17 protein-coding genes are annotated in these 20,052 nt (G+C 65.8%); 9 read left to right on the plus strand and 8 right to left on the minus strand.

All coding sequences use genetic code 11. The annotated features are described in order from the left end of the window. The first annotated feature begins 401 nt into the window (after positions 1-401). From ACLHZ1_RS12325 to ACLHZ1_RS12340, 4 genes are all read left to right on the plus strand, one after another. Positions 402-1,400 carry a BMP family lipoprotein gene (locus ACLHZ1_RS12325; RefSeq protein WP_427262322.1) on the plus strand — a complete coding sequence of 333 codons (999 nt, stop codon included), beginning with the start codon at positions 402-404 and terminating at the stop codon, positions 1,398-1,400. Positions 1,401-1,519: 119 nt separating this feature from the next. Then, the gene (locus tag ACLHZ1_RS12330; RefSeq protein ID WP_427262323.1) at positions 1,520-3,100 is read left to right on the plus strand and encodes an ABC transporter ATP-binding protein; all 1,581 of its coding nucleotides are present in this window, start codon (positions 1,520-1,522) and stop codon (positions 3,098-3,100) included. Positions 3,101-3,340: 240 nt separating this feature from the next. Beyond that, positions 3,341-4,459 (plus strand): ABC transporter permease, encoded by a 1,119-nt coding sequence (locus ACLHZ1_RS12335; protein ID WP_427262324.1) that lies wholly within the window; start codon positions 3,341-3,343, stop codon positions 4,457-4,459. 114 nt (positions 4,460-4,573) lie between these two features. Further along, a complete protein-coding gene (locus tag ACLHZ1_RS12340; RefSeq protein WP_427262325.1) occupies positions 4,574-5,539 on the plus strand; it encodes an ABC transporter permease in 966 nt (321 codons plus the stop codon). Positions 5,540-5,596: 57 nt separating this feature from the next. Here ACLHZ1_RS12340 and ACLHZ1_RS12345 read toward each other — a convergent pair whose 3' ends face one another. Further along, positions 5,597-6,502 carry a LysR substrate-binding domain-containing protein gene (locus ACLHZ1_RS12345; RefSeq protein ID WP_427262326.1) on the minus strand — a complete coding sequence of 302 codons (906 nt, stop codon included), beginning with the start codon at positions 6,500-6,502 and terminating at the stop codon, positions 5,597-5,599. Between the two features lie 127 nt (positions 6,503-6,629). Between ACLHZ1_RS12345 and ACLHZ1_RS12350 the strand changes: the two genes are divergently transcribed. The 4 genes from ACLHZ1_RS12350 (at position 6,630) to ACLHZ1_RS12365 (ending at position 11,106) form a co-directional block, all read left to right on the plus strand. Next, the gene (locus tag ACLHZ1_RS12350) at positions 6,630-7,757 is read left to right on the plus strand and encodes an S-(hydroxymethyl)glutathione dehydrogenase/class III alcohol dehydrogenase (protein ID WP_427262327.1); all 1,128 of its coding nucleotides are present in this window, start codon (positions 6,630-6,632) and stop codon (positions 7,755-7,757) included. A 68-nt stretch (positions 7,758-7,825) separates the two neighbouring features. Continuing rightward, positions 7,826-8,674: an S-formylglutathione hydrolase gene (gene fghA, locus ACLHZ1_RS12355; protein WP_427262328.1), complete on the plus strand. Its 849-nt coding sequence runs from the start codon at positions 7,826-7,828 to the stop codon at positions 8,672-8,674. A gap of 414 nt (positions 8,675-9,088) precedes the next feature. Next, the gene (locus ACLHZ1_RS12360; RefSeq protein ID WP_427262329.1) at positions 9,089-10,522 is read left to right on the plus strand and encodes a hypothetical protein; all 1,434 of its coding nucleotides are present in this window, start codon (positions 9,089-9,091) and stop codon (positions 10,520-10,522) included. A gap of 77 nt (positions 10,523-10,599) precedes the next feature. Continuing rightward, positions 10,600-11,106 (plus strand): DinB family protein, encoded by a 507-nt coding sequence (locus ACLHZ1_RS12365; RefSeq protein ID WP_427262330.1) that lies wholly within the window; start codon positions 10,600-10,602, stop codon positions 11,104-11,106. A gap of 116 nt (positions 11,107-11,222) precedes the next feature. On the opposite strand, the gene ACLHZ1_RS12370 is transcribed toward ACLHZ1_RS12365, so the two are convergent. The 3 genes from ACLHZ1_RS12370 to ACLHZ1_RS12380 all read right to left on the minus strand — a co-directional run bounded on the left by ACLHZ1_RS12370 (position 11,223) and on the right by ACLHZ1_RS12380 (position 13,489). Further along, entirely contained in the window at positions 11,223-11,948 is a 726-nt protein-coding gene (locus ACLHZ1_RS12370) for a head GIN domain-containing protein (protein ID WP_427262331.1), read from the minus strand. Between the two features lie 188 nt (positions 11,949-12,136). Next, positions 12,137-12,883, minus strand: a complete 747-nt coding sequence (locus ACLHZ1_RS12375; protein WP_427262332.1) for an SDR family oxidoreductase — start codon at positions 12,881-12,883, stop codon at positions 12,137-12,139. A 21-nt stretch (positions 12,884-12,904) separates the two neighbouring features. Further along, on the minus strand, positions 12,905-13,489 hold the full coding sequence (locus tag ACLHZ1_RS12380) for a TetR/AcrR family transcriptional regulator (protein ID WP_427262333.1): 585 nt from the start codon (positions 13,487-13,489) through the stop codon (positions 12,905-12,907). A gap of 94 nt (positions 13,490-13,583) precedes the next feature. Between ACLHZ1_RS12380 and ACLHZ1_RS12385 the strand changes: the two genes are divergently transcribed. Beyond that, entirely contained in the window at positions 13,584-14,036 is a 453-nt protein-coding gene (locus ACLHZ1_RS12385) for an HPP family protein (RefSeq protein WP_427262354.1), read from the plus strand. A 30-nt stretch (positions 14,037-14,066) separates the two neighbouring features. On the opposite strand, the gene ompA is transcribed toward ACLHZ1_RS12385, so the two are convergent. The 4 genes from ompA to ACLHZ1_RS12405 form a co-directional block, all read right to left on the minus strand. Continuing rightward, positions 14,067-15,197: a porin OmpA gene (ompA, locus tag ACLHZ1_RS12390; RefSeq protein ID WP_427262334.1), complete on the minus strand. Its 1,131-nt coding sequence runs from the start codon at positions 15,195-15,197 to the stop codon at positions 14,067-14,069. Between the two features lie 215 nt (positions 15,198-15,412). Further along, positions 15,413-16,933 (minus strand): threonine ammonia-lyase, biosynthetic, encoded by a 1,521-nt coding sequence (gene ilvA, locus ACLHZ1_RS12395; protein ID WP_427262335.1) that lies wholly within the window; start codon positions 16,931-16,933, stop codon positions 15,413-15,415. A 3-nt stretch (positions 16,934-16,936) separates the two neighbouring features. Beyond that, a complete protein-coding gene (gene ilvD / locus ACLHZ1_RS12400) occupies positions 16,937-18,778 on the minus strand; it encodes a dihydroxy-acid dehydratase (protein ID WP_427262336.1) in 1,842 nt (613 codons plus the stop codon). Positions 18,779-19,107: 329 nt separating this feature from the next. Then, a complete protein-coding gene (locus ACLHZ1_RS12405) occupies positions 19,108-20,040 on the minus strand; it encodes a branched-chain amino acid transaminase (RefSeq protein WP_427262337.1) in 933 nt (310 codons plus the stop codon). Between the last annotated feature and the right edge of the window lie 12 nt (positions 20,041-20,052).

Genomic DNA, 20,052 nt, shown 5'->3' on the forward strand with positions numbered 1-20,052 from the left:
GCAGACCAAATCCCGGTGCATCACCGCCTCCTCACGGTGAGGCCCCGCCCCGCGCCCGAGGGCGGCCCGCTCCCCCTGGCGGGTCGCGCGGCGGCCACTGGGCCATGCTGGCGTCAATAGACACTCACTCTCGCCCCGGTCTGGGAAAACGCTTGCGCACAACCTCATGATTCGTAATGAAAATGTCATTTGAGGCCGCCTTGTTGCAGCACAAAAAACCATAAAGTCGTCTATAAACAACAACTTATAAAGTCATTCGCTTATGTATCAAATCGTTAGCGCAAACGTTTTTCTGTGATGCCCGCCTTGACCCCCAACCTCACTCACATACAGTTAGCCTGCGTGCACGCTTGCCTGCGCCAGCAGGTTACGGACCCTCAATAACAATCAAGGACAAGATCGTGACTCAGCTACTCAAACTGGCCAGTGTGGCCGCCTTCACCCTGGCCGCCCTCTCGGCCCAGGCCGCTTCCCAGCCCGCCGTCATCTATGACACCGCTGGCAAGTTCGACAAGTCATTCAACGAGGCCGTGTTTCGCAACGGCGTCGAGCTCTACAACAAGGACAAGGGGGTCAAGGTCAGGGAGTTCGAGCCCCAGAACGAGGCCCAGCGCGAGCAGGGGCTGCGCCGTCTGGCCAGCCGGGGCAACAGCCCCATAGTCGCGGTCGGCTTCAACATGGGCTCCGCGGTGGAGAAGGTCGCCACCGAGTTCCCCGAGGTGCAGTTCACCATCATCGACATGGTGGTCGACAAGCCGAACGTGCAATCCATCGTCTTCAAGGAGCATGAGGGCTCCTTCCTGGTAGGCGCCCTGGCGGCCATGGCATCCAAGAGCGGCAAGGTCGGCTTCGTGGGCGGCATGGATATCCCGCTGATCCGCAAGTTCCAGTGCGGCTATGAGCAGGGCGCCAAGTACGTCAATCCCAAGATGGAGGTGTTCCAGAACATGACGGGCTCCACCCCGGCGGCCTTCGCCGACCCGGCCAAGGGGGCTGAGCTCGCCAAGTCCCAGTTCGCCAAGGGGGCCGACGTCGTCTATGCCGCCGCCGGCGGTACCGGCATCGGCGTCTATCAGGCCGCCAAGGACGAGGGCAAGCTGGCCATCGGCGTGGATTCCAACCAGAACCACCTGCAGCCGGGCACCATGCTCACCTCCATGGTCAAGTCGGTGGGCCTGGCCGCCTACAAGACCTGGGATGATGCCACCAAGGGCAGCTGGCAGCCGGGCATCCAGTCCCTGGGCCTGGCCGAAGGCGGGGTGGACTGGGCGCTGGACAAGGACAACGAGGCGCTGATCACCCCTGAGATGAAGGCCAAGGCGGACGCCATCAAGGCCGACATCATCGCCGGCAAGGTCAAGGTGCATGACTACATGAGCGACGGCACCTGCAACTACTGATAGCCCATTGGCTACCAGACACACCGGCCCGCTCGCGGGCCGGTTTTCGGTCTCACTCCCTCTGAACGGGCCTGCCCGACCAGGGGGAGAGACGCGTCATGATTAGCAAGGACTGCATCATGGACCAGACGGATCGCTACGCCATCGAATTACGCGGTATCGACAAGCGGTTTGGCGAGGTATACGCCAACAAGCAGATCGATCTCCAGGTTCAAAAGGGCAGCATTCACGGCATCGTCGGCGAGAATGGCGCCGGCAAATCGACCCTGATGAGCATCATCTACGGTTTCTACCACGCCGATCGCGGTGACATGTTCATCGACGGCCACCCCTTCAAACCCCATGGCTCCCAGGATGCGATCGCCGCAGGGATAGGCATGGTGCACCAGCACTTCATGCTGGTGAACAATTTTACGGTGTTGGAAAACGTCATCCTCGGCGCCGAGCACGGCTGGCACCTGGGCAAGAGCCTGGCGGCGGCCGAGAAACTGCTCGGCGAGCTGGCACGGGACTATGGCCTCGAGGTGCCCCTGCACGAGAGGGTCGAGGATCTGCCGGTGGGGCTGCAGCAGCAGGTCGAGATCCTCAAGGCGCTCTATCGCGGCGCCCGCATCCTGATCCTGGACGAACCGACCGGGGTGCTGACCCCGCAGGAGGCGGATCACCTGTTCGAGGTGCTGAAAAAACTGCGGGATCAGGGCACCACCATCATGCTCATCACCCACAAGCTGCGGGAGATCCTGGCCATCACGGATAGGGTCTCCATCATGCGCCGGGGGGAGATGGTGGCCCACGTGGCCACCAAAGATACCGACAAGGAGCAACTGGCCGAGCTGATGGTGGGGCGCAAGGTGCGGCTCAGGGTCGACAAGGGCCCGGCCCGGCCGGGGGCCCCCAGGTTGCAGGTGGATGGCCTCGGCTACCGGGATCCAAACGGCGTGCCGCGACTCAAGTCCGTCAGCTTCGCGGTACGGGCCGGGGAGGTGGTCGGGGTGGCCGGGGTCTCCGGCAACGGCCAGTCCGAGCTGCTCAGCCTGCTCGGCGGCATCCTCACCCCCAGCGAAGGGGGCTTCACCCTCCACGGCAAGGGGAGCGTGCACCGCATCGATGGCCAGCACCCGGCCAGCCCGGAGCAGGTGCGCGACTATGGCCTGGGCCATGTGCCGGAAGACAGGCACAAGATGGGGCTCATCAACCGCTTCGACGCCCAGGAGGCCTTCATCCTGGGTTATCACCGCCGTGCCCAGTACAACAAGGGCTGGCTGCAGGACAAGGGGGCCATCCGCCGGGACTGCCAGGACAAGATGGAGAAGTGGGACGTGCGCCCGCCCAGCCCGGACCACAAGACAGCGAACTTCTCCGGCGGCAACCAGCAGAAGCTGGTGATCGCCCGCGAGGTGGAGCAGGACCCGGACGTGCTGCTCATCGGCCAGCCGACCCGGGGCGTCGACATAGGCGCCATCGAATATATCCACCAGCAGATCATCGCCATGCGGGATCAGGGCAAGGCGGTGCTGCTGGTGTCGGTGGAGCTGGACGAGATCATGAGCCTGTCGGACCGGATCCTGGTGATCAGCGACGGCCGCATCGTCGGCGAGCTGGATGGCGCCAGTGCGGATGAACGCACCATAGGTCTGATGATGGCGAATATCGTTCCCGACGAGGTGGCGGCAAGCCCATCGCAAGGAGCCACATCATGAACAGGGGATCAACCAGCGCAGCAAACGCAACAATCGCTGGCCTGATGACGGCGAATATCATCCCGGGCGAGGTGGCGGCAAGCCCATCGCAAGGAGCCACATCATGAGCATGGGATCAACCAGCGCAGCAAACGCAACAAACACAACAAACACAACGATCGGCCTGATGATGGCGAATATCGTTCCGGGCGAGGTGGCGACCCCATCCCCCACCCACGGGGCAGGCAAGGAGAGCCAACCATGAGTCAACAACGCGTACCGGCCTGGGTCTCGGTCGGCGTCCTCTCGGCCATGAACATAGGGCTGGCCTTTCTGGTCTCCGCCATCCTGTTCTATTACCTGGACATCAAGCCCCTCGATGCCGCCGAGATCATGTGGTACGGCGCCTTCGGCACCGGCGAGGGGATAGGCTTCACCCTCTACTACGCCACCGGTTTCATCTTCACCGGTCTGGCGGTGGCGGTGGCCTTCCACGCCGGCCTGTTCAACATAGGTGGCGAGGGGCAGGCCTATATCGGCGGCCTGGGAGTGGGCCTGGTCTGCCTGCTGCTCGGTGACGTGCTGCCGTTCGCCCTGCTGCTGCCGCTGGCCATCATAGCCGGCGGCCTGTTCGGTGCGGCCTGGGCCTTCATCCCCGCCTGGCTGCAAGCCAAACGGGGCAGCCACATCGTCATCACCACCATCATGTTCAACTTCATCGCCGCCTCCCTGATGGCCTACCTGCTGGTGGACGTGTTCAAGCCGCCGGGATCCATGGCCACCGAGAGCCGGGTGTTCGCCGAAGCGAGCTGGCTGCCGAAGATGAGCGAGCTGGCGGCCGCTGCCGGCATGACCCTGCCCAACAGCCCGCTCAACATCAGCTTCTTCTGGGCGCTCGTCTGCGCGCTGCTGGTATGGGTCTTCATCTGGCACACCCGCTGGGGTTACCAGGTGCGCGCCGTCGGGGCCAGCGCCTCGGCCTCCGCCTATGCGGGCATCTCCTACCCGGGGGTGGTGATCCTGGCCATGGTGATCTCCGGCATGCTGGCGGGCTTCTTCGCCCTCAACGTGCTGCAGGGGGAGCTGCACCAGATCAAGCTCAACTTCGTGGAGGGATTCGGCTTCACCGGCATCGCCGTGGCCCTGATGGGGCGCAACCACCCGGTCGGCGTCATCATCGCCAGCCTGCTGTTCGGCTTCCTCTACCAGGGGGGCGCCGAGCTCAGCTTCGAGTTCGGGGTGGATCGCAACATAGTGGTGGTGCTGCAGGGTCTGGTGATCCTGTTCTGCGGCGCCCTGGAACACATGCTGCGCCCGCGCATCGAGCAGGCCTATCTGGCCATTGCCCGACGTCCGTCCGTTCCGGTCAAAGGAGTCTGACCATGTTTGAAACCCTGATCCTGATGCTGGACGCCACGGTGCGCACCGCGCCGCCGCTGATCCTCGCGGCTACGCATGACGGGGATGTTTTGCGAACCGAAGGGAGTCCACGCCATGTTTGAGACACTGATATTGATGCTGGACGCCACGGTGCGCACCGCGCCGCCGCTGATCCTCGCGGCCATGGCCGGCATGTTTTGCGAACGCTCCGGGGTGGTCAATATCGCCCTGGAGGGCAAGCTGCTGGCGGCGGCCTTCGCCAGCGGTGCGGCGGCCGCCGTCTCCGGCTCCGCCTGGATTGGCCTGGGGGCCGGGGCCGGCATCGCCATCCTGTTTGCCCTGCTGCACGGCTTCGCCACCATCACCCACAGGGGCGATCAGGTGGTGAGCGGCATGGCCATCAACATACTGGCGGCGGGTCTCACCGTCACCCTGGGCCGTTACTGGTTCGATCAGGGGGGCCAGACCCCGGCGCTGTCCGGCGCCGCCCGCTTCGCCCCCATCGATCTGCCCTATGCCAAGGCGCTGTACGACGTGCCCGTCATCGGCCAGCTCTACAGCGAGCTCTTGAGCGGCCACTCCCTGCTGGAGTACCTGGCCTTCGCCGCCGTGCCCCTGGCCTGGTGGGTGCTGTTTCGCACCCGCTTCGGCCTGCGTCTGCGGGCGGTGGGCGAGGCCCCGGCCGCGGTGGATACCGCCGGCATCTCGGTGGTGCGCATGCGCTACACGGCCCTCATCATAGGCGGCCTCCTGGCGGGGATAGGGGGCACCTATCTGGCGGTGGCCCAGACAGCCCAGTTCATCCCCAACATGAGCGCGGGCAAGGGCTTCATGGCGCTGGCGGCCCTGGTGTTCGGCAAGTGGCGCCCCTGGAGCGCCATGGCGGCCTGCCTGCTGTTCGGCTTCCTCGACGCGGTCGCCATCCGCTTGCAGGGGGTCAGCATAGGGGACTTCCCCATCCCGGTGCAGGCCATAGAGGCGCTGCCCTATGTGCTGACCGTGTTCCTGCTGGCGGGCTTCATCGGCCGGGCCGTGGCCCCCAGGGCCCTCGGCACCCCCTATGTGAAGGAGCGGGAATGAGGCGCTTGCTGCAACCATGATCCAGGAGGGCCCGTCGGGCCCTCTTTTTCATGGTGCTCAGCCGATGGGGGGCATCAGGGAGGGCTGGCCCGGCTCCCCGAGCCGCTCGGCCAGATAGTCCACCAGCAGCCGCACCTTGGGGGAGAGGTGGCGGTTTTGCGGGTAGAGGGCCCAGATCCCCTCCTCGGGGGCCCGCAGATCCGGCAGCAGTTCGATGAGGCGGCCGGCGGCGAGATGGTCGCCGACGTAGTAGTCGGGCAGCTGCACTATGCCTATCCCCTTGAGGGCCGCGTCCATCAGGGCGTGGCCGCTGTTGCACCTGAGCAGGCCGCGCAGCCGCACGCTGTAAGGGCGGCCATCCAGGGTGAAGTGCCATTCGTCACCGTTGCCGAGCAGGCAGGCGTGACGGGAGAGCTCGGAGAGGCTGTTGGGCATGCCGCGGCGCGCCGTGTAGTCCGGGGAGGCGCACACATAGGGCACCCGCCCCGCCAGACGCCGCGCCACCAGGCTGGAATCCTTGAGGTGGCCGAGGCGGATGGCCAGATCGTAACCGTCATGCACCAGATCCAGCAGCTGGTTGGTGAGGTTGAGGGTCACCTCCAGGGCCGGATAGCGCACCATGAACTCGTTCACCAGCGGGGCGATGCGGCTCTCGCCGTAGGAGACGGGGGCCGTGATGCGCAACAGCCCCTGGGGCTGGGCCTGATGGCGGCCCAGGGCCAGCTCGGCCTCGTAGAGGTTGTCCAGCAGCTGGCGACAGTGGCGATAGTAGATCTCGCCGAGCTCGGTGAGCCGCACCTGGCGGGTGGTGCGCAGCAGCAGCTTGGCCTGCAGCCTGTCTTCCAGCTGCGCCACCTGGCGGCTGACCTGGGCCACCGACACCCCGAGCTGGCGCGCCGCCGGGGTAAAGCCCCCCTGCTCCGCCACGCTGACAAACTCACATATCCCTTCCCAGCCGAACATTATTACCTATGAGTAAAAGTGATTTGATATTTAACCCCATTATCACCAAATGAACGGGAAACTACACTCAGGCAGGTGCAAATTACGCTGATACATTTCCAGACAACCATCACAAGAGGATCCTTTCATGGCACAGGTACAGAGCATCAAGTGCAAGGCCGCCATCGCCTGGGGCCCGGGCCAGCCCCTCTCCATCGAAGAGGTGGAGGTCATGGCCCCCCAGGCCGGCGAGGTGCGGGTGCGGATCGTCGCCACCGGCGTCTGCCATACCGATGCCTTCACGCTGTCCGGTGAAGATCCGGAAGGGGTCTTCCCCTGCATCCTGGGTCACGAGGGGGGCGGCATCGTCGAATCCGTCGGCGAAGGCGTCACCAGCGTCAAGGTCGGCGATCACGTGATCCCGCTCTACACCCCGGAGTGCGGCGAGTGCAAGTTCTGCAAATCCGGCAAGACCAACCTGTGCCAGAAGATCCGCACCACCCAGGGCAAGGGGCTGATGCCGGACGGCACCACCCGCTTCTCGAAAGACGGCCAACCCATCTATCACTACATGGGCACCTCCACCTTCAGCGAGTACACGGTACTGCCGGAGATCTCCATCGCCAAGGTGGACCCGGCCGCCCCGCTGGAAGAGGTGTGCCTGCTGGGCTGCGGCGTCACCACCGGCATCGGCGCCGTGATGAACACCGCCAAGGTCAAAGAGGGTGAGAGCGTCGCCATCTTCGGGCTGGGGGGCATTGGCCTCTCCGCCGTCATAGGGGCGCGCCTGGCCAAGGCCGGTCGCATCATCGCCGTCGACATCAACGAGAGCAAATTCGAGCTTGCCCGCAAGCTGGGCGCCACCGACTGCATCAACCCGAACGATTACGACAAACCCATCCAGGAGGTGATCGTCGAGATGACCGACGGCGGCGTCGACTTCTCCTTCGAGTGCATCGGCAACGTCAAGGTGATGCGCGCGGCGCTCGAATGCTGCCACAAGGGCTGGGGCGAGTCGGTCATCATAGGCGTGGCCGGCGCCGGTCAGGAGATCAGCACCCGTCCGTTCCAGCTGGTGACCGGCCGGGTCTGGCGCGGCAGCGCCTTCGGTGGGGTGCGCGGTCGCAGCGAGCTGCCGAGCTATGTCCAGCGCTACATGCAGGGTGAGTTCAAGCTGGACGACTTCATCACCCACACCATGGGGCTGGAGCAGATCAACGAGGCGTTCGAGCTGATGCACCAAGGCAAGAGCATCCGCACCGTCATCCACTACTGAGTCAGGCAGGGCGGGCAGCTCCCGCCCTCTCTCTTTCATCCCAGGCGCCCATGGCGCAGGAGGATCAGATGTCGTTAGATATCATCGCCAGCAACAAGAGCTTCGACGGCTGGCACAAGCAGTATCGCCACGAATCGGCGCTGCTCGGCTGCGAGATGCGTTTCGCCGTCTACTTGCCGCCCCAAGCGCTGACCGGCCAGAAGGTACCCGTGCTCTACTGGCTGTCGGGCCTCACCTGCACCGACGAGAACTTCATGCAAAAAGCCGGTGCCCAACGCATCGCCGCCGAGTTAGGGATAGCCCTGGTGGCGCCGGACACCAGCCCCAGGGGTGAACAGGTTCCGGATGATGCCGCCTATGACCTTGGCAAGGGGGCGGGTTTTTACGTCAACGCCACCCAGTCCCCCTGGCGGGCGCACTACCAGATGTATGACTATGTCACCCGGGAGCTGCCCGACCTTATCGAGACTCACTTCCCCATCTCGAGTCGCCGCGCCATCAGCGGCCACTCCATGGGGGGTCACGGGGCCCTCATCGCCGCCCTGCGCGAGCCCGGCCGCTACCGTTCGGTGTCGGCCTTCAGCCCCATCAGCCACCCGAGCCGCAGCCCCTGGGGCCAGAAGGCGCTGGGGGCCTACCTCGGCAACAACCCCTTGCTGTGGCAGGAGTGGGACAGTTGCCAGCTGCTGCGCCACCACGACTGCCAACCCCTGCCGACCCGGGTCGACGTCGGTCTGGACGACCCCTTCCTCGCCGAGCAGCTCGGCATAGAGACGCTGGCGGAGATCGCCGAGGCCAAGGGCTGGCCCCTGGCGCTTCATCGTCACGCCGGCTACGACCACAGCTACTACTTCGTGGCGAGCTTCATCGAGGCCCACCTGCGCTTTCACGCCGAGCACCTGCTCGATCGCCCCTGATCGCCCCCCATACCGAGGCTCCGAGGGCAGCCCAGCTGCCCGCTTCTGCTCACCCCTGACCACCTCTTCTCTGCCACTCTCCCTCTCTTCCCCGGCCTCCCGCGCCCTTTTGTTGCCCCCCTCGCAGATATTTTGCCTGACATTAAATCTTGCCAGCCCGAGCGGGCACAGCAGATATGGTTCACCCCGTCCCCAGCCGCGCCCCCACGGCATCGCCGCCAGCACGCCGAGCTTGGCGCCGATGGATGGCGCCCGCGGATCAACTCCACCAGCATTAATCTTCATTAATCCAATTAAAAACAAATGTTTATGCTAACCACGCACAAGATGGACCGCCTTGAATCTCATCTGCCAGCGTGCTAGAAAATCGCCAAGACTCTTTCGCCACCCTGACTCCCACTGCGAGATCCCATCATGATTGCCCTCATTCAACTCTCCCCCATACTGCTGGTGATCTCCCTCATCATGGGGCTGAAACGCCCGCCGGTGCAGGCAGCCCTGCTGGGCTCCCTGCTGGCCCTGGCCCTGTGGCTGGGCGGCCTGGCGGATCCCTTCCTCCCCGCCACCCTGGTGCGGGTGCTGCAAGACAGCACAGTGCTCTTCCTGAGCACGGCCTGCGTGATAGCCCCTGGCCTGCTGTTCGTCATCTATCTGGAACGTATCAGGGCCAATCAGGCCCTGGAGGGCTGGGTGAGCGGGCTCGGCTGGCGGGGGGCCGCCCTCGCGGTCTTCGTCGTGCTCGGGCTGGCTCCCCTGCTCGAGTCCATGACCGGCTTCGGGGTGTCGCTCATCGCCACGGTTCCCCTGCTGCTGGCCCTGCTGGATCGCCAGGTGGCGCTGCGCATCGCCCTCACCGGCATGTGCATCATGCCCTGGGGCACCCTGGGGCTGGCCACCGTCATCGGGGCGGCCCTGGCGGGTCTGCCCGCAGAGACGCTCGGTGCCTGGGCCGCCTGGACCAGCGCCCCTGTCTTCATGCTGGCCATCGGCCTGGCCCTCTGGCTGATGGGGCAGCGGCACCCCCTGGTCTATCTGGCAGGCTGCGCCATGGCCGGGCTCTTCATCGTGCTGCTGCACTTCATCAGCCGCACGGCGGGACCCGAGATAGCGGGAGTCGGCGCCGGTGGCGCCATCCTGCTGGTCGGGCTGGCCTGGGCCCGCTTCAAGGAGCAGGCCCGGCTCCGCTTCCCCCGCCAGGCCTGGCCCTACCTCGCCCTGCTGGCGGCCATCTTGCTGCTCAAGGGGCTCAACGCCCTGTTTGGCATCGCCGATCTGCTGATTGTTCAGGGCTACCAGGTGAGCTGGAAACCCCTCGCCTCCCCCGGTCTGGCGCTGCTTGGCGTCAGCCTGCTGCTCATCGCCCGGGAGGGGAGCCAGCAGCTGGGTCAGGCCTGGTTCACCCGGGCCAAGCGCCCCCTGCTCACCATCCTCTTCTTCCTCTTCATGTCCCAGCTGCTGGTCAAGGCCGGCTTCCTGACCAGCATCAACCAGGGCCTGAGCGAGCTGAACGCCAGCCTGCTGAGCCCCCTGATCGCCCTGTTCGGCGCTCTGTCTGGCTATATCACGGGTTCCAACGTCGGCGGCAATGCCATCGTCATGCCCTCCATCGCCCACCTGCCTCTCGCACAGTCGCTGCTGCCCATCATGGCGGCCGTCCAGAACAGTGCCGCCGGTCATGCCGCCCTGGGCTCCCTGCCCATGGTCGCCCTGCTGATCGGCCTGGCCAAGGGGAGCCATGAGGAGGAGCAGAGCCTGATCCGCTTCGCCTTCTGGCTGGTGCTCGCCAATACCTTGCTGGTGGCGGCGGTCGGTACCCTGCTGGCCAGCATCATCACCACCGGAGGCTGACATGCCCATCTTCACCACCCTGCTGGTCGCGGCGGTCGGTACCCTGCTGGCCAGCACCATCACCACCGGAGGCTGACATGCCCATCTTCACCACCCTGCTGGCCATGCCTGACCGATTCCAGCAGCTGCTCGACCAGGTGCCCGAGGATCACCTGAACTGGGAGCCGGCCAACTGGGCCGGCATCCCCTCCGAGCGTTTCTCGGCCCTGGGCCACCTCTGCCACCTGCTTGACATAGAAACCCAAGGCTATCAGGTGCGCTTCTTGCGCACCCTGGAGGAGACGCGGCCCGAGCTGGCGTCCCTCGATGGCGACCAGCTGGCCCAGGACAATGACTATCCCCAGCAGGATCCCGCCGTGCAGCTGGCCCGCTTTCGCGCCGCCCGCACTCACACTGTCACCTGGCTCCAGGGGCTGCCCCCCTCGGCCTGGGGGCGACGGGCCCATTACGGCAACTATGGGGAGCTCACCCTGGATGGCCTGGTGCGCCTGCTGGTCAGTCATGACCACCAGCATCTCGCCGGGATGCAGTGGCTGCTGATGCGGCTCAACGCCGACAGGGAGCTGCAGCTTCCCCTCGCCTGAACCACCCTGCAGGCAGGGGGACGACGCAGGCCGGGCCCCCCCTCCCCTGACGGGCAGGCACAATAAACGAAACGGGCCCGTCGGGGCCCGTGTCGTCCCTGCAAAGTGGCGCGGGGTCAGCCCCCTTTGCGCACCAGTTGTCCCGACCCCGCGATCTCGCTCTCCAGCTCGGGATCCCCCCAGTAGTCGATGTTGCCGGAGCCCGCTATGGTGGCCGTCAGCCTCTGCGCGGCGCGCACCGCCACATCGCCGCTGCCGGCGATGTTGACCTCCACCTCCCGGGCCCGCAGCGCCCCGGCGGCTATGCCCCCCGAGCCGGCGATGTTGAGGGTGAGGCTGTCGACATGGCCCTGCCCCAGGGCAAGATCCCCCGAGCCGGCGATGTTGCCCTCCAGACGCCTTACCGCCAGCCGATCGGTGCGTATGCCCCCGGATCCCGCCAGGGAGAGGGTCAGCGCATCCCCCTCGAAGGCGCCGACCTCGCCCTGGCTGCTCCCGGCCAGGGCCAGCTCGCGCAGGCTGGGCAGGGTGATGGTGACCTCGAGCCGCTCGCCGGGATCGAGCCGGTCCCCCTCCTTGACCTCTATCTCCAGCTTGCGGCCACTCTCGTTGAAGGTCAGATAGGGCAAGAGATTCTCCTCACCCTGCAAGCGGATCCCGCGCTCCACTCCTGGCACCAGCCTGACATCCGCCGGCACCACGGCCAGTATCCGGTCGACCCTGTCTCCCAGGGGCAGCTGCGCAATGACGGTCGCCCCCTGGCCCCGGATGATCTCGTCGTCCTGCCAACTGCACCCCGCCAGCCCCACTGCCAGCACCATGACCCCCATCATCGGTTTCATCTCGTTCATCCTTGTTGCGGGAACCCCCATGGCCTCCCCTTGAGGTGTGATGAATCGCAATCCCTGTGCCAAAACGTAACAGATTGATTTATATAAGAAGACTCTTCATTCACCCAACATCTGCGGCAAAAGAAGAGTCATTTAGACCACAAGTTGGTCAGTTTGACCACGCCCAGGGGAGGCCCGCCTCAGCGGCCCCCTGCCAGGTCGATGAAGGCACCGGTGACATAGGAAGCCTCGTCGCTGAGCAGCCAGCGGATGGCGGCGGCGACCTCGACCGGCTCACCACCGCGTCCCAGGGGGAGCTGGGGGGCGAGGCGGGCCACCCTGCCGGGCTCGCCGCCATCCCCGTGCATCTGGGTATGGATGAAGCCGGGGCGCACGCCATTGACCCGAATGCCCTCCCCCGCCACCTCCAGGGCCAGACCCCGGGTCAGGGTGTCGATGGCCCCCTTGCTGGCGGCATAGTCCACGTATTCATGGGGCGACCCCAGCCGGGCCGCCACCGAAGAGACGTTGACGATGGCCCCGCCCCGGCCGCCATGACGGCGGGACATGCGCCTGACCGCCTCCCGGCAGCAGAGAAACTGGCTGGTGACATTGGTGGTCAGCAGGCGATTGATGCGGGCGGCGTCGAGATCCTCGACCCGGCTCTGGGGCAGCAAGATGCCCGCATTGTTGACCAGGGCGTCGAGGGGGCCGAGACGCGCATCCAGGGTTTCGAACAGCCGCACCACGTCCGCTTCGTCCGCCACATCGGCCTGTACCGTGATCACTTCCGCCCCCTGCGCCCTCAACGCCTCGGCCAGGGCCTCGGCGCTGGCCGTTTCCCGCAGATAATTGAGGCAGAGTCGATAACCCTGCTGCGCCAGCAGCCGGGCGGTGGCGGCCCCTATGCCGCGGCTCGCCCCCGTGATCAGTGCTACCTTGCCCATGCCGGCCTCCTTGTCGTCACCTCATTGATCCTGCTTGTGATACTGCCATGGCTCACCGCCATTGTCCTCCCGGGGCAGGCCGAGCAGGGCCCGGGCCATGGGGATGACCCGCGCCAGCGCCCCCGTCTCCTGATAGCTGTGGGTCATCACCACGGCCCCCTCCAGCAGCAGGCAGAGCCGGCTCGCCACCTCCTCATCGCACTCCAGACGCCGCTGCACCCAGTCCCGCAATGCCCGCTTGTGGCTCGCCACCAGCTTGCGCACCGGGTGGCGCGGATCCCCGAACTCGGCGCTGGCATTGATGAAGTTGCAGCCGTAGAAGTCGCTGCGGCCGAACCAGTCGGCGAAACCATCGAGCAGGGCCATCAGCCTGGCCTCCCGGCCAGAGCGGCCGGCCTGCCTGGCGTCAAGCAGGGCGAAGAACTCGGCATCCCGCGCCGTGAGCACCGCCTCGATCAGCGCATCCTTGCTGGGAAAATGGCGATAGAGGGTGCGCTTGGTGCTGCCCGCCTCGGCCCAGATGCGGTCTATGCCGGTGGCGTGAAAGCCATGGCGGTTGAACAGGCGATAGGCGGTCGCCATCAGCTGCTGTCGTTTCTCGCTCATCATCGATTTCCCCTTGAAGTACACCGACCTGTCTACCTAATGTCTCAGTTCGGGTCAAGTGACCCGCACCGACAAGGAGACAGAAATGGAAACCATGATGGCAAGAGGATGGGGCGCCCTGCTGGCGGGTCTGGGAGCCGCTCTGGCTATCGCCCTGCTGGGCTGGCTGGATCTGGGCTGGCAGCTGAGCCTGCTGATGGCGCCGTTCGGGGCGAGCTGCGTGCTGCTCTTCTCCCTGCCACAGAGCCCGCTGGCGCGGCCGCAGAACGTGCTGGGGGGTCACCTGCTGGCGGCGACCGTGGGCCTGCTGGTGCAAGAGTTGCCCCTGCCATTCGCGCTGCAACTGGCCCTGGGCGTGGGGCTGGCCATCGCCCTGATGCAGGGGCTGCGGCTCATTCATCCCCCCGCCGGGGCCAACCCGCTGCTGGTGCTGCTCACGGATCAATCCTGGCCCTTCCTCTGGCAGACCGTGCTGCCCGGCGCCCTGCTGCTGGTGCTGATCGCCGCGGGCTATCGCCGACTCGCCCGGCGGCCGGCCCCGGCCTGAGCGGATCGGCGCCACACCCTGGGTCGCGCCTTATGGCTGGGGTGGCTCCCCCACCCCGTCCAGCTGGATGTCGACCCGCCGATCCGGGGCCAGGCAGGGGATCAGTGCCTGCTTGCTGTCGCCGTTGCAGCGGTTGCCGGTGACGGGCTCCTGCTCGCCACGCCCCGTCACCTCCACCTTGTCCGCCGGCCAGCCCCGGGCGATCAGCCCATCGGCCACGGCCCGGGCCCGCCGCTCCGACAGGCGCTGGTTGTAATCATCGGCCCCCAGCCGATCCGTGTGCCCCACCACGGTCGCCACCCCATCCCTGGGATTGGCCGCCACTATCTGCTGGAACAGGGTGTCCAGCGCCTGATTGGCCTCCGGCCTGAGATTCGCTTCGTTGAACGCGAACAGCAGATCCGAGCTCAGGGAGAATCGCTGGCGGATGATGACGGTGGCGGGGGGCACGGGGGCGGGCGCCGGGCTGATCTCGGCCTGCACGTCCTCCCCCTGGCCGAAACGGTAGACGATGGCGAGGGCGAGCAGGCCGTTGTCCAGCTCTATGCCGGACTCGTCCAGAGAGGTGTTGCCGAGGGGGGTGGTGTATTGATACTCGAGGCGCAGGGCCCAGCTGGGGTTGAGGGCATATTCACCGCCGAGGGCGCCGACGAAGGCGGCACCATGGTACTTGTTGCCATTGGCCGAGTCGCGAAACTGGCTGCTGTCCGTGGTGATCTCTGCGCTCACGTCGCTCTCGGTCCAGCCATAGGCGCCGCCGAGGCGGCCATAGAGATCCAGGTTGGGGGTGACGGGGTAGCCGATGCGCATGCTGGCCTGGACGAGCTGACCCTTGGCCTCGCCGGTCAGGCCGGCGCTGAGGCCGCCTTCGCGCTGGCGACCGCTGAGGCGATAGCGACCGAGGTGGTCGTAGCCAAGCTCGAAGCCGAGGTTGGGATTGAGCTGGTAACCGACAAACAGGCCGAGGCCGAGGACGTCACCCTGTTCATCGGCACCCACCAGCTCGAATGCCCGCTCGACCCCGGGCTCGAAATCGGCCCCGAAGTAGTGGGACCAGCCGGCCTTGCCCCCCAGGTACCAGCTGTTGTCCAGCCCCTGGGCCTGGGCCAGCCCGCTCATACCGGTGGCGCCCATCAGGAGCGCCAGCAGGGATCTTGTCATGTGAATGCCTCTTCCTTGAGTCTGTGATGGCGAACGTCGGCCCATGGCCCCCGCTAGCAGGGAGCCGCGCAGGGCCGAGCGTTCCAGCCTATCCCATCCTGGCTCGGTCTCAAACGATCCGGTGGGTCAGAGTGTGAGCCAGTTGGCACAAGCCGGGCCCGCCGCCATGAGAGAGGGGGGCAAGTGCCCCCCTCTGTGCGCCACGCCATCCGTGCTCAGTTCGCCAGGAACAGCCGGTAGGCGGGATCCTCGCTCACCTCCTTCCAGTCATACCCCAGCTCGTAGAGGTAGTCGTGGAAGGCGGCCACGTCCTGGTCCGGCAGCTCGAAGGCGCACAGCACCCGGCCGTAGTCGGCTCCGTGGTTGCGGTAGTGGAACAGGCTGATGTTCCAGCGGCAACCCAGGGTCTCGAGAAAGCGCATCAAAGCGCCCGGCTGCTCCGGAAACTTGAAGCTGTAGAGACGTTCACCGAGGGGCCAGGCCGGGCGGCCGCCAATCATGTAGCGCACATGGTTCTTGGCCAGCTCGCTCTCTGTCATGTTGACCACGGGGTAACCGTTGCCACCCAGTTGTTCGATGATCTGGCCCAGCTCCTCGTCGCCGCCGGTGAGGCGCACCGAGACGAACAGCGACGCCTGCACCGCATCGGCGTAGCGGTAGTTGAACTCGGTCACCATGCGGGGCCCAAGCTGACGACAGAAGTCGAGGAAGGCCCCCTTGCGCTCGGGGATGGTCACCGCCAGCATGCCCTCGCGCTTCTCGCCGATCTCGCAGCGCTCCGACACGTAACGCAGGCTGTGGAAGTTGACGTTGGCGCCGGACAAGATGGCCGCCATCCGCCCGCCCTTGACCTGCTCCCGCTCGCTGTAGGCCTTGAGCCCCGCCAGCGACAAGGCCCCCGACGGCTCGGCGATGGCGCGGCAGTCGTCGAAGATGTCTTTCAGTGCCGCGCAGATCTGGTCGTTGGAGACGGTCACCACCTCGTCCAGATACTGGTTGCACAGGCGGAAGGTCTCCTCGCCGATGCGCTTGACCGCCACCCCGTCCGCAAACAGGGAGACCCGCTCCAGGTTGACCGGCTCACCCGCCTCAAGGGCCGCCTTGAGGCAGGCGGAGCCCTCGGCTTCCACCCCGATCACCTTGACGTCCGGCAGCAGCTGCTTGATGTAGACCGCCACCCCGGCGGCCAGGCCGCCGCCCCCCACCGGCACGAAGACGTGGGTGAGGTGGGTGTCCTGCTCCAGCAGCTCCTTGCCGATGGTGCCCTGGCCCGCGATCACCTCGACGTCGTCGAACGGCGGTATCAGGGTGTAGCCCTCGGTTTCTGCCAGGCGGCGACTCTCGCCGTAGGCCTCGTCGAAGCTGTTGCCAAACAGCAGCACGTTGCCGCCCAGGCGACGCACCGCATCTATCTTGATGTCCGGCGTGGTCTTGGGCATCACTATGATGGCCTTGATGCCGAGCTTGGCCGCCGACAGCGCCACCCCCTGGGCATGGTTGCCAGCAGAGGCGGCGATTACACCGTGATCCTTCTGCTCCTGGGTCAGGGTGGCGATCTTGTGATAGGCACCGCGCAGCTTGAAGGAGTGCACCGGCTGCAGGTCTTCCCGCTTGAGCGCCACGTGGTTGCCGAGTCGCTCGGAGAGTTTTTTCAGGCTCTGCAAGGGGGTCACCCGCGCCGCCTCATAGACGGGGGAGAGCAACACCTTGCGTAGATAATCTGCCGCTGAAACCATGGCTTATTCCTCCAGCTTGCTTAAATCGCGCACCGCGCCCTTGTCGGCGCTGGTGGCGAGCATGGCGTAGGCGCGCAGGGCGTAGGAGACCTGACGCTGGCGATCGAGCGGCTTCCAGCCACGGGCCGAGACGGCGGCGCGGCGGGTGGCCAGCACGCTGTCGGCCACCTCCAGCACCATGCTGCGGGCCGGGATGTCGATGTTGATCATGTCGCCATCCTCCACCAGCCCTATGGTGCCGCCGGAGGCAGCCTCCGGGGAGACGTGGCCGATGGAGAGACCCGAGGTACCGCCGGAGAAGCGACCGTCGGTGATGAGGGCGCAGGCCTTGCCCAATCCCATGGATTTCAGATAGGTGGTGGGATAGAGCATCTCCTGCATGCCGGGGCCCCCTTTCGGTCCTTCGTAGCGGATCACCACGACTTCACCGGCTTTCACCGTGCCGTCCAGGATGCCGGCGACCGCCGTGTCCTGGCTCTCGAACACCCGGGCCGGGCCACGGAAGCGGAGGTTCTCGTCATCCACCCCGGCGGTCTTGACGATGGCACCATCGAGGGCCAGGTTGCCGGAGAGCACGGCCAGGCCCCCCTCCAGGCTGTAGGCGTTGTCCAGGGAGCGGATGCAGCCCTCGGCCCGGTCCAGATCCAGCTCGGGCCAGCGGCAGCTCTGGCTGAATGCCTTGGTGGTGCGAATGCCGGCCGGGCCGGCGCGGTAGAAGTCGTGCACCGCCTTGTCGTCGCAGCGGCTGACGTCATAGGCCTCCAGCAGCTCGCTCAGGGAGGTGCCGAGCACGTTGCGGGCGTCGCCATGCACCAGACCCGCCTTCTCCAGCTGACCCAAAATGGCGACCACGCCACCGGCGCGGTGCACGTCCTCCATGTGGTACTTCTGGGTGGACGGCGCCACCTTGCACAGCTGGGGCACCTTGCGGGACATGCGGTCGATATCGGCCATGGTGAAGTCCACCCCGGCCTCCTGGGCCGCCGCCAGCAGGTGCAGCACCGTATTGGTGGAGCCGCCCATGGCGATGTCCAGGGCCATGGCGTTCTCGAACGCCGCCTTGGTGGCGATGTTGCGCGGCAGGGCGCTCTCGTCATCCTGCTGGTAGTAGCGATTGGCCAACGCGACGATGCGCTGACCCGCCAGCTTGAACAGCTGTTCCCGATCGCTGTGGGTCGCCAGCATGGAGCCGTTGCCCGGCTGGGAGAGGCCGAGCGCCTCGGTCAGGCAGTTCATGGAGTTGGCGGTGAACATGCCGGAGCAGGAGCCGCAGGTGGGGCAGGCGCTGCGCTCTATCTGATCGCTCTGGGCATCGGAGACCTTGGGGTCGGCCCCCTGGATCATGGCGTCCACCAGATCCAGCTTGATGATCTGATCGGACAGCTTGGTCTTGCCCGCCTCCATGGGGCCGCCGGAGACGAAAATGACCGGGATGTTGATGCGCAGGGCGGCCATCAGCATCCCCGGGGTGATCTTGTCGCAGTTGGAGATGCAGACCATGGCGTCGGCACAGTGGGCGTTGACCATGTACTCCACCGAATCGGCGATAAGCTCGCGGGATGGCAGCGAATAGAGCATGCCGCCGTGGCCCATGGCGATGCCGTCATCCACGGCTATGGTGTTGAACTCCTTGGCGACACCGCCGGCGGCCTCGATCTCCCGGGCCACCAGCTGGCCGAGATCCTTGAGGTGAACGTGGCCCGGCACGAACTGGGTGAAGGAGTTGACCACGGCGATGATGGGCTTGCCGAAGTCCTGATCTGTCATGCCGGTGGCACGCCAGAGGGCGCGGGCCCCGGCCATGTTACGTCCGTGGGTGGTGGTGGCGGATCTCAACTTCGGCATTGTCTCTACTCCCTGAATACATGAGCCCGACTGGGCAAACTTATGGTGCGAAGCTGTCGCTTCAAATCGGTTGTGGCAAAGGGGATGCCCCTTGCCATAGCCGACTCGGCCCTTGCTCTCTCTTCTAGCTTGGACTATCTGCGGGCGACAACGCCGCCCGCGCTATCCATCAATCGTTGACCGGGGTCAGCCAGCCCCACTTGTCCTCGAACTGGCCGTTGCATGGGGGCAAATGCTGCCCCTGCTGATTCAATCGTTGACCGGGGTCAGCCAGTTCCATTTGTCCTCGGTCTGGCCGTTGCATGGGGGCAAATGCTGCCCCCGCTGATTCAATCGTTAACTGGGGTCAACCAACCCCACTTGTCCTCGGTCTGACCGTTGAACAGGCCGAAGAAGGCATTCTGCAACTGCTCGGTCACCGGGCCACGGCTGCCAGAGCCCACCGTCATCCGATCCACCGAGCGCACCGGGGTCACCTCGGCGGCGGTGCCGGTCATGAAGATTTCGTCTGCGACGTACAGCGCTTCACGGGGCAGGGCCTGCTCGCGCACCTCGTAACCGAGATCACGGGCGAGGGTCATGATGGTGTCGCGGGTGATGCCGGGCAGGATGGCGGCGGTGGCGGGCGGGGTGAACAGCACGCCGTTCTTCACCAGGAACAGGTTCTCACCGGCCCCCTCGCTCAGGTAGCCGTTCACGTCCAGCGCCAGCCCCTCGGCGAAGCCGTTGCGCTTGGCCTCCCGGCTGATCAGCTGGGAAGAGAGGTAGTTGCCGCCCGCCTTGGCACCGGTGGGAATGGTGTTCGGCGCAAGCCGGTTCCAGGAGGTGACGCACACATCCACCCCGTTTTTCAGCCCCTCTTCACCGAGATAGGCGCCCCAGGGCAGGGCGGCGACAATCAGGTCCGCCTTGGCATCCAGCGGCGGATGCAGCCCCAGCCCCACATTGCCGACAAAGGCCAGCGGGCGCAGGTAGCCGCTCTTCAGGCCGTTCTCGCGCACCACGGTGCGGCAGGCTTCATTCACCTCAGACTCGCTGTAGGGCACGTCCATCCAGTAGATCTTGGCGGAGTCAAACAGGCGGCGGGTGTGCTCCTGCAGGCGGAAGATGCAGGTGCCCTTGGGGGTGTCGTAGGCGCGCACCCCTTCGAATACCGAGGAGCCGTAGTGCAGGGCATGGCTCATGACGTGGACCTGGGCATCCTGCCAAGGCACCAGTTTACCGTTGAACCAGATGAATTGCGGGTGTGAAGGCTGTGACATTGGCGTTGCTCC

The sequence above is a fragment of the Aeromonas sobria genome (assembly GCF_050266975.1).
GTDB classification, from domain to species: Bacteria; Pseudomonadota; Gammaproteobacteria; order Enterobacterales; family Aeromonadaceae; genus Aeromonas; species Aeromonas sobria_B.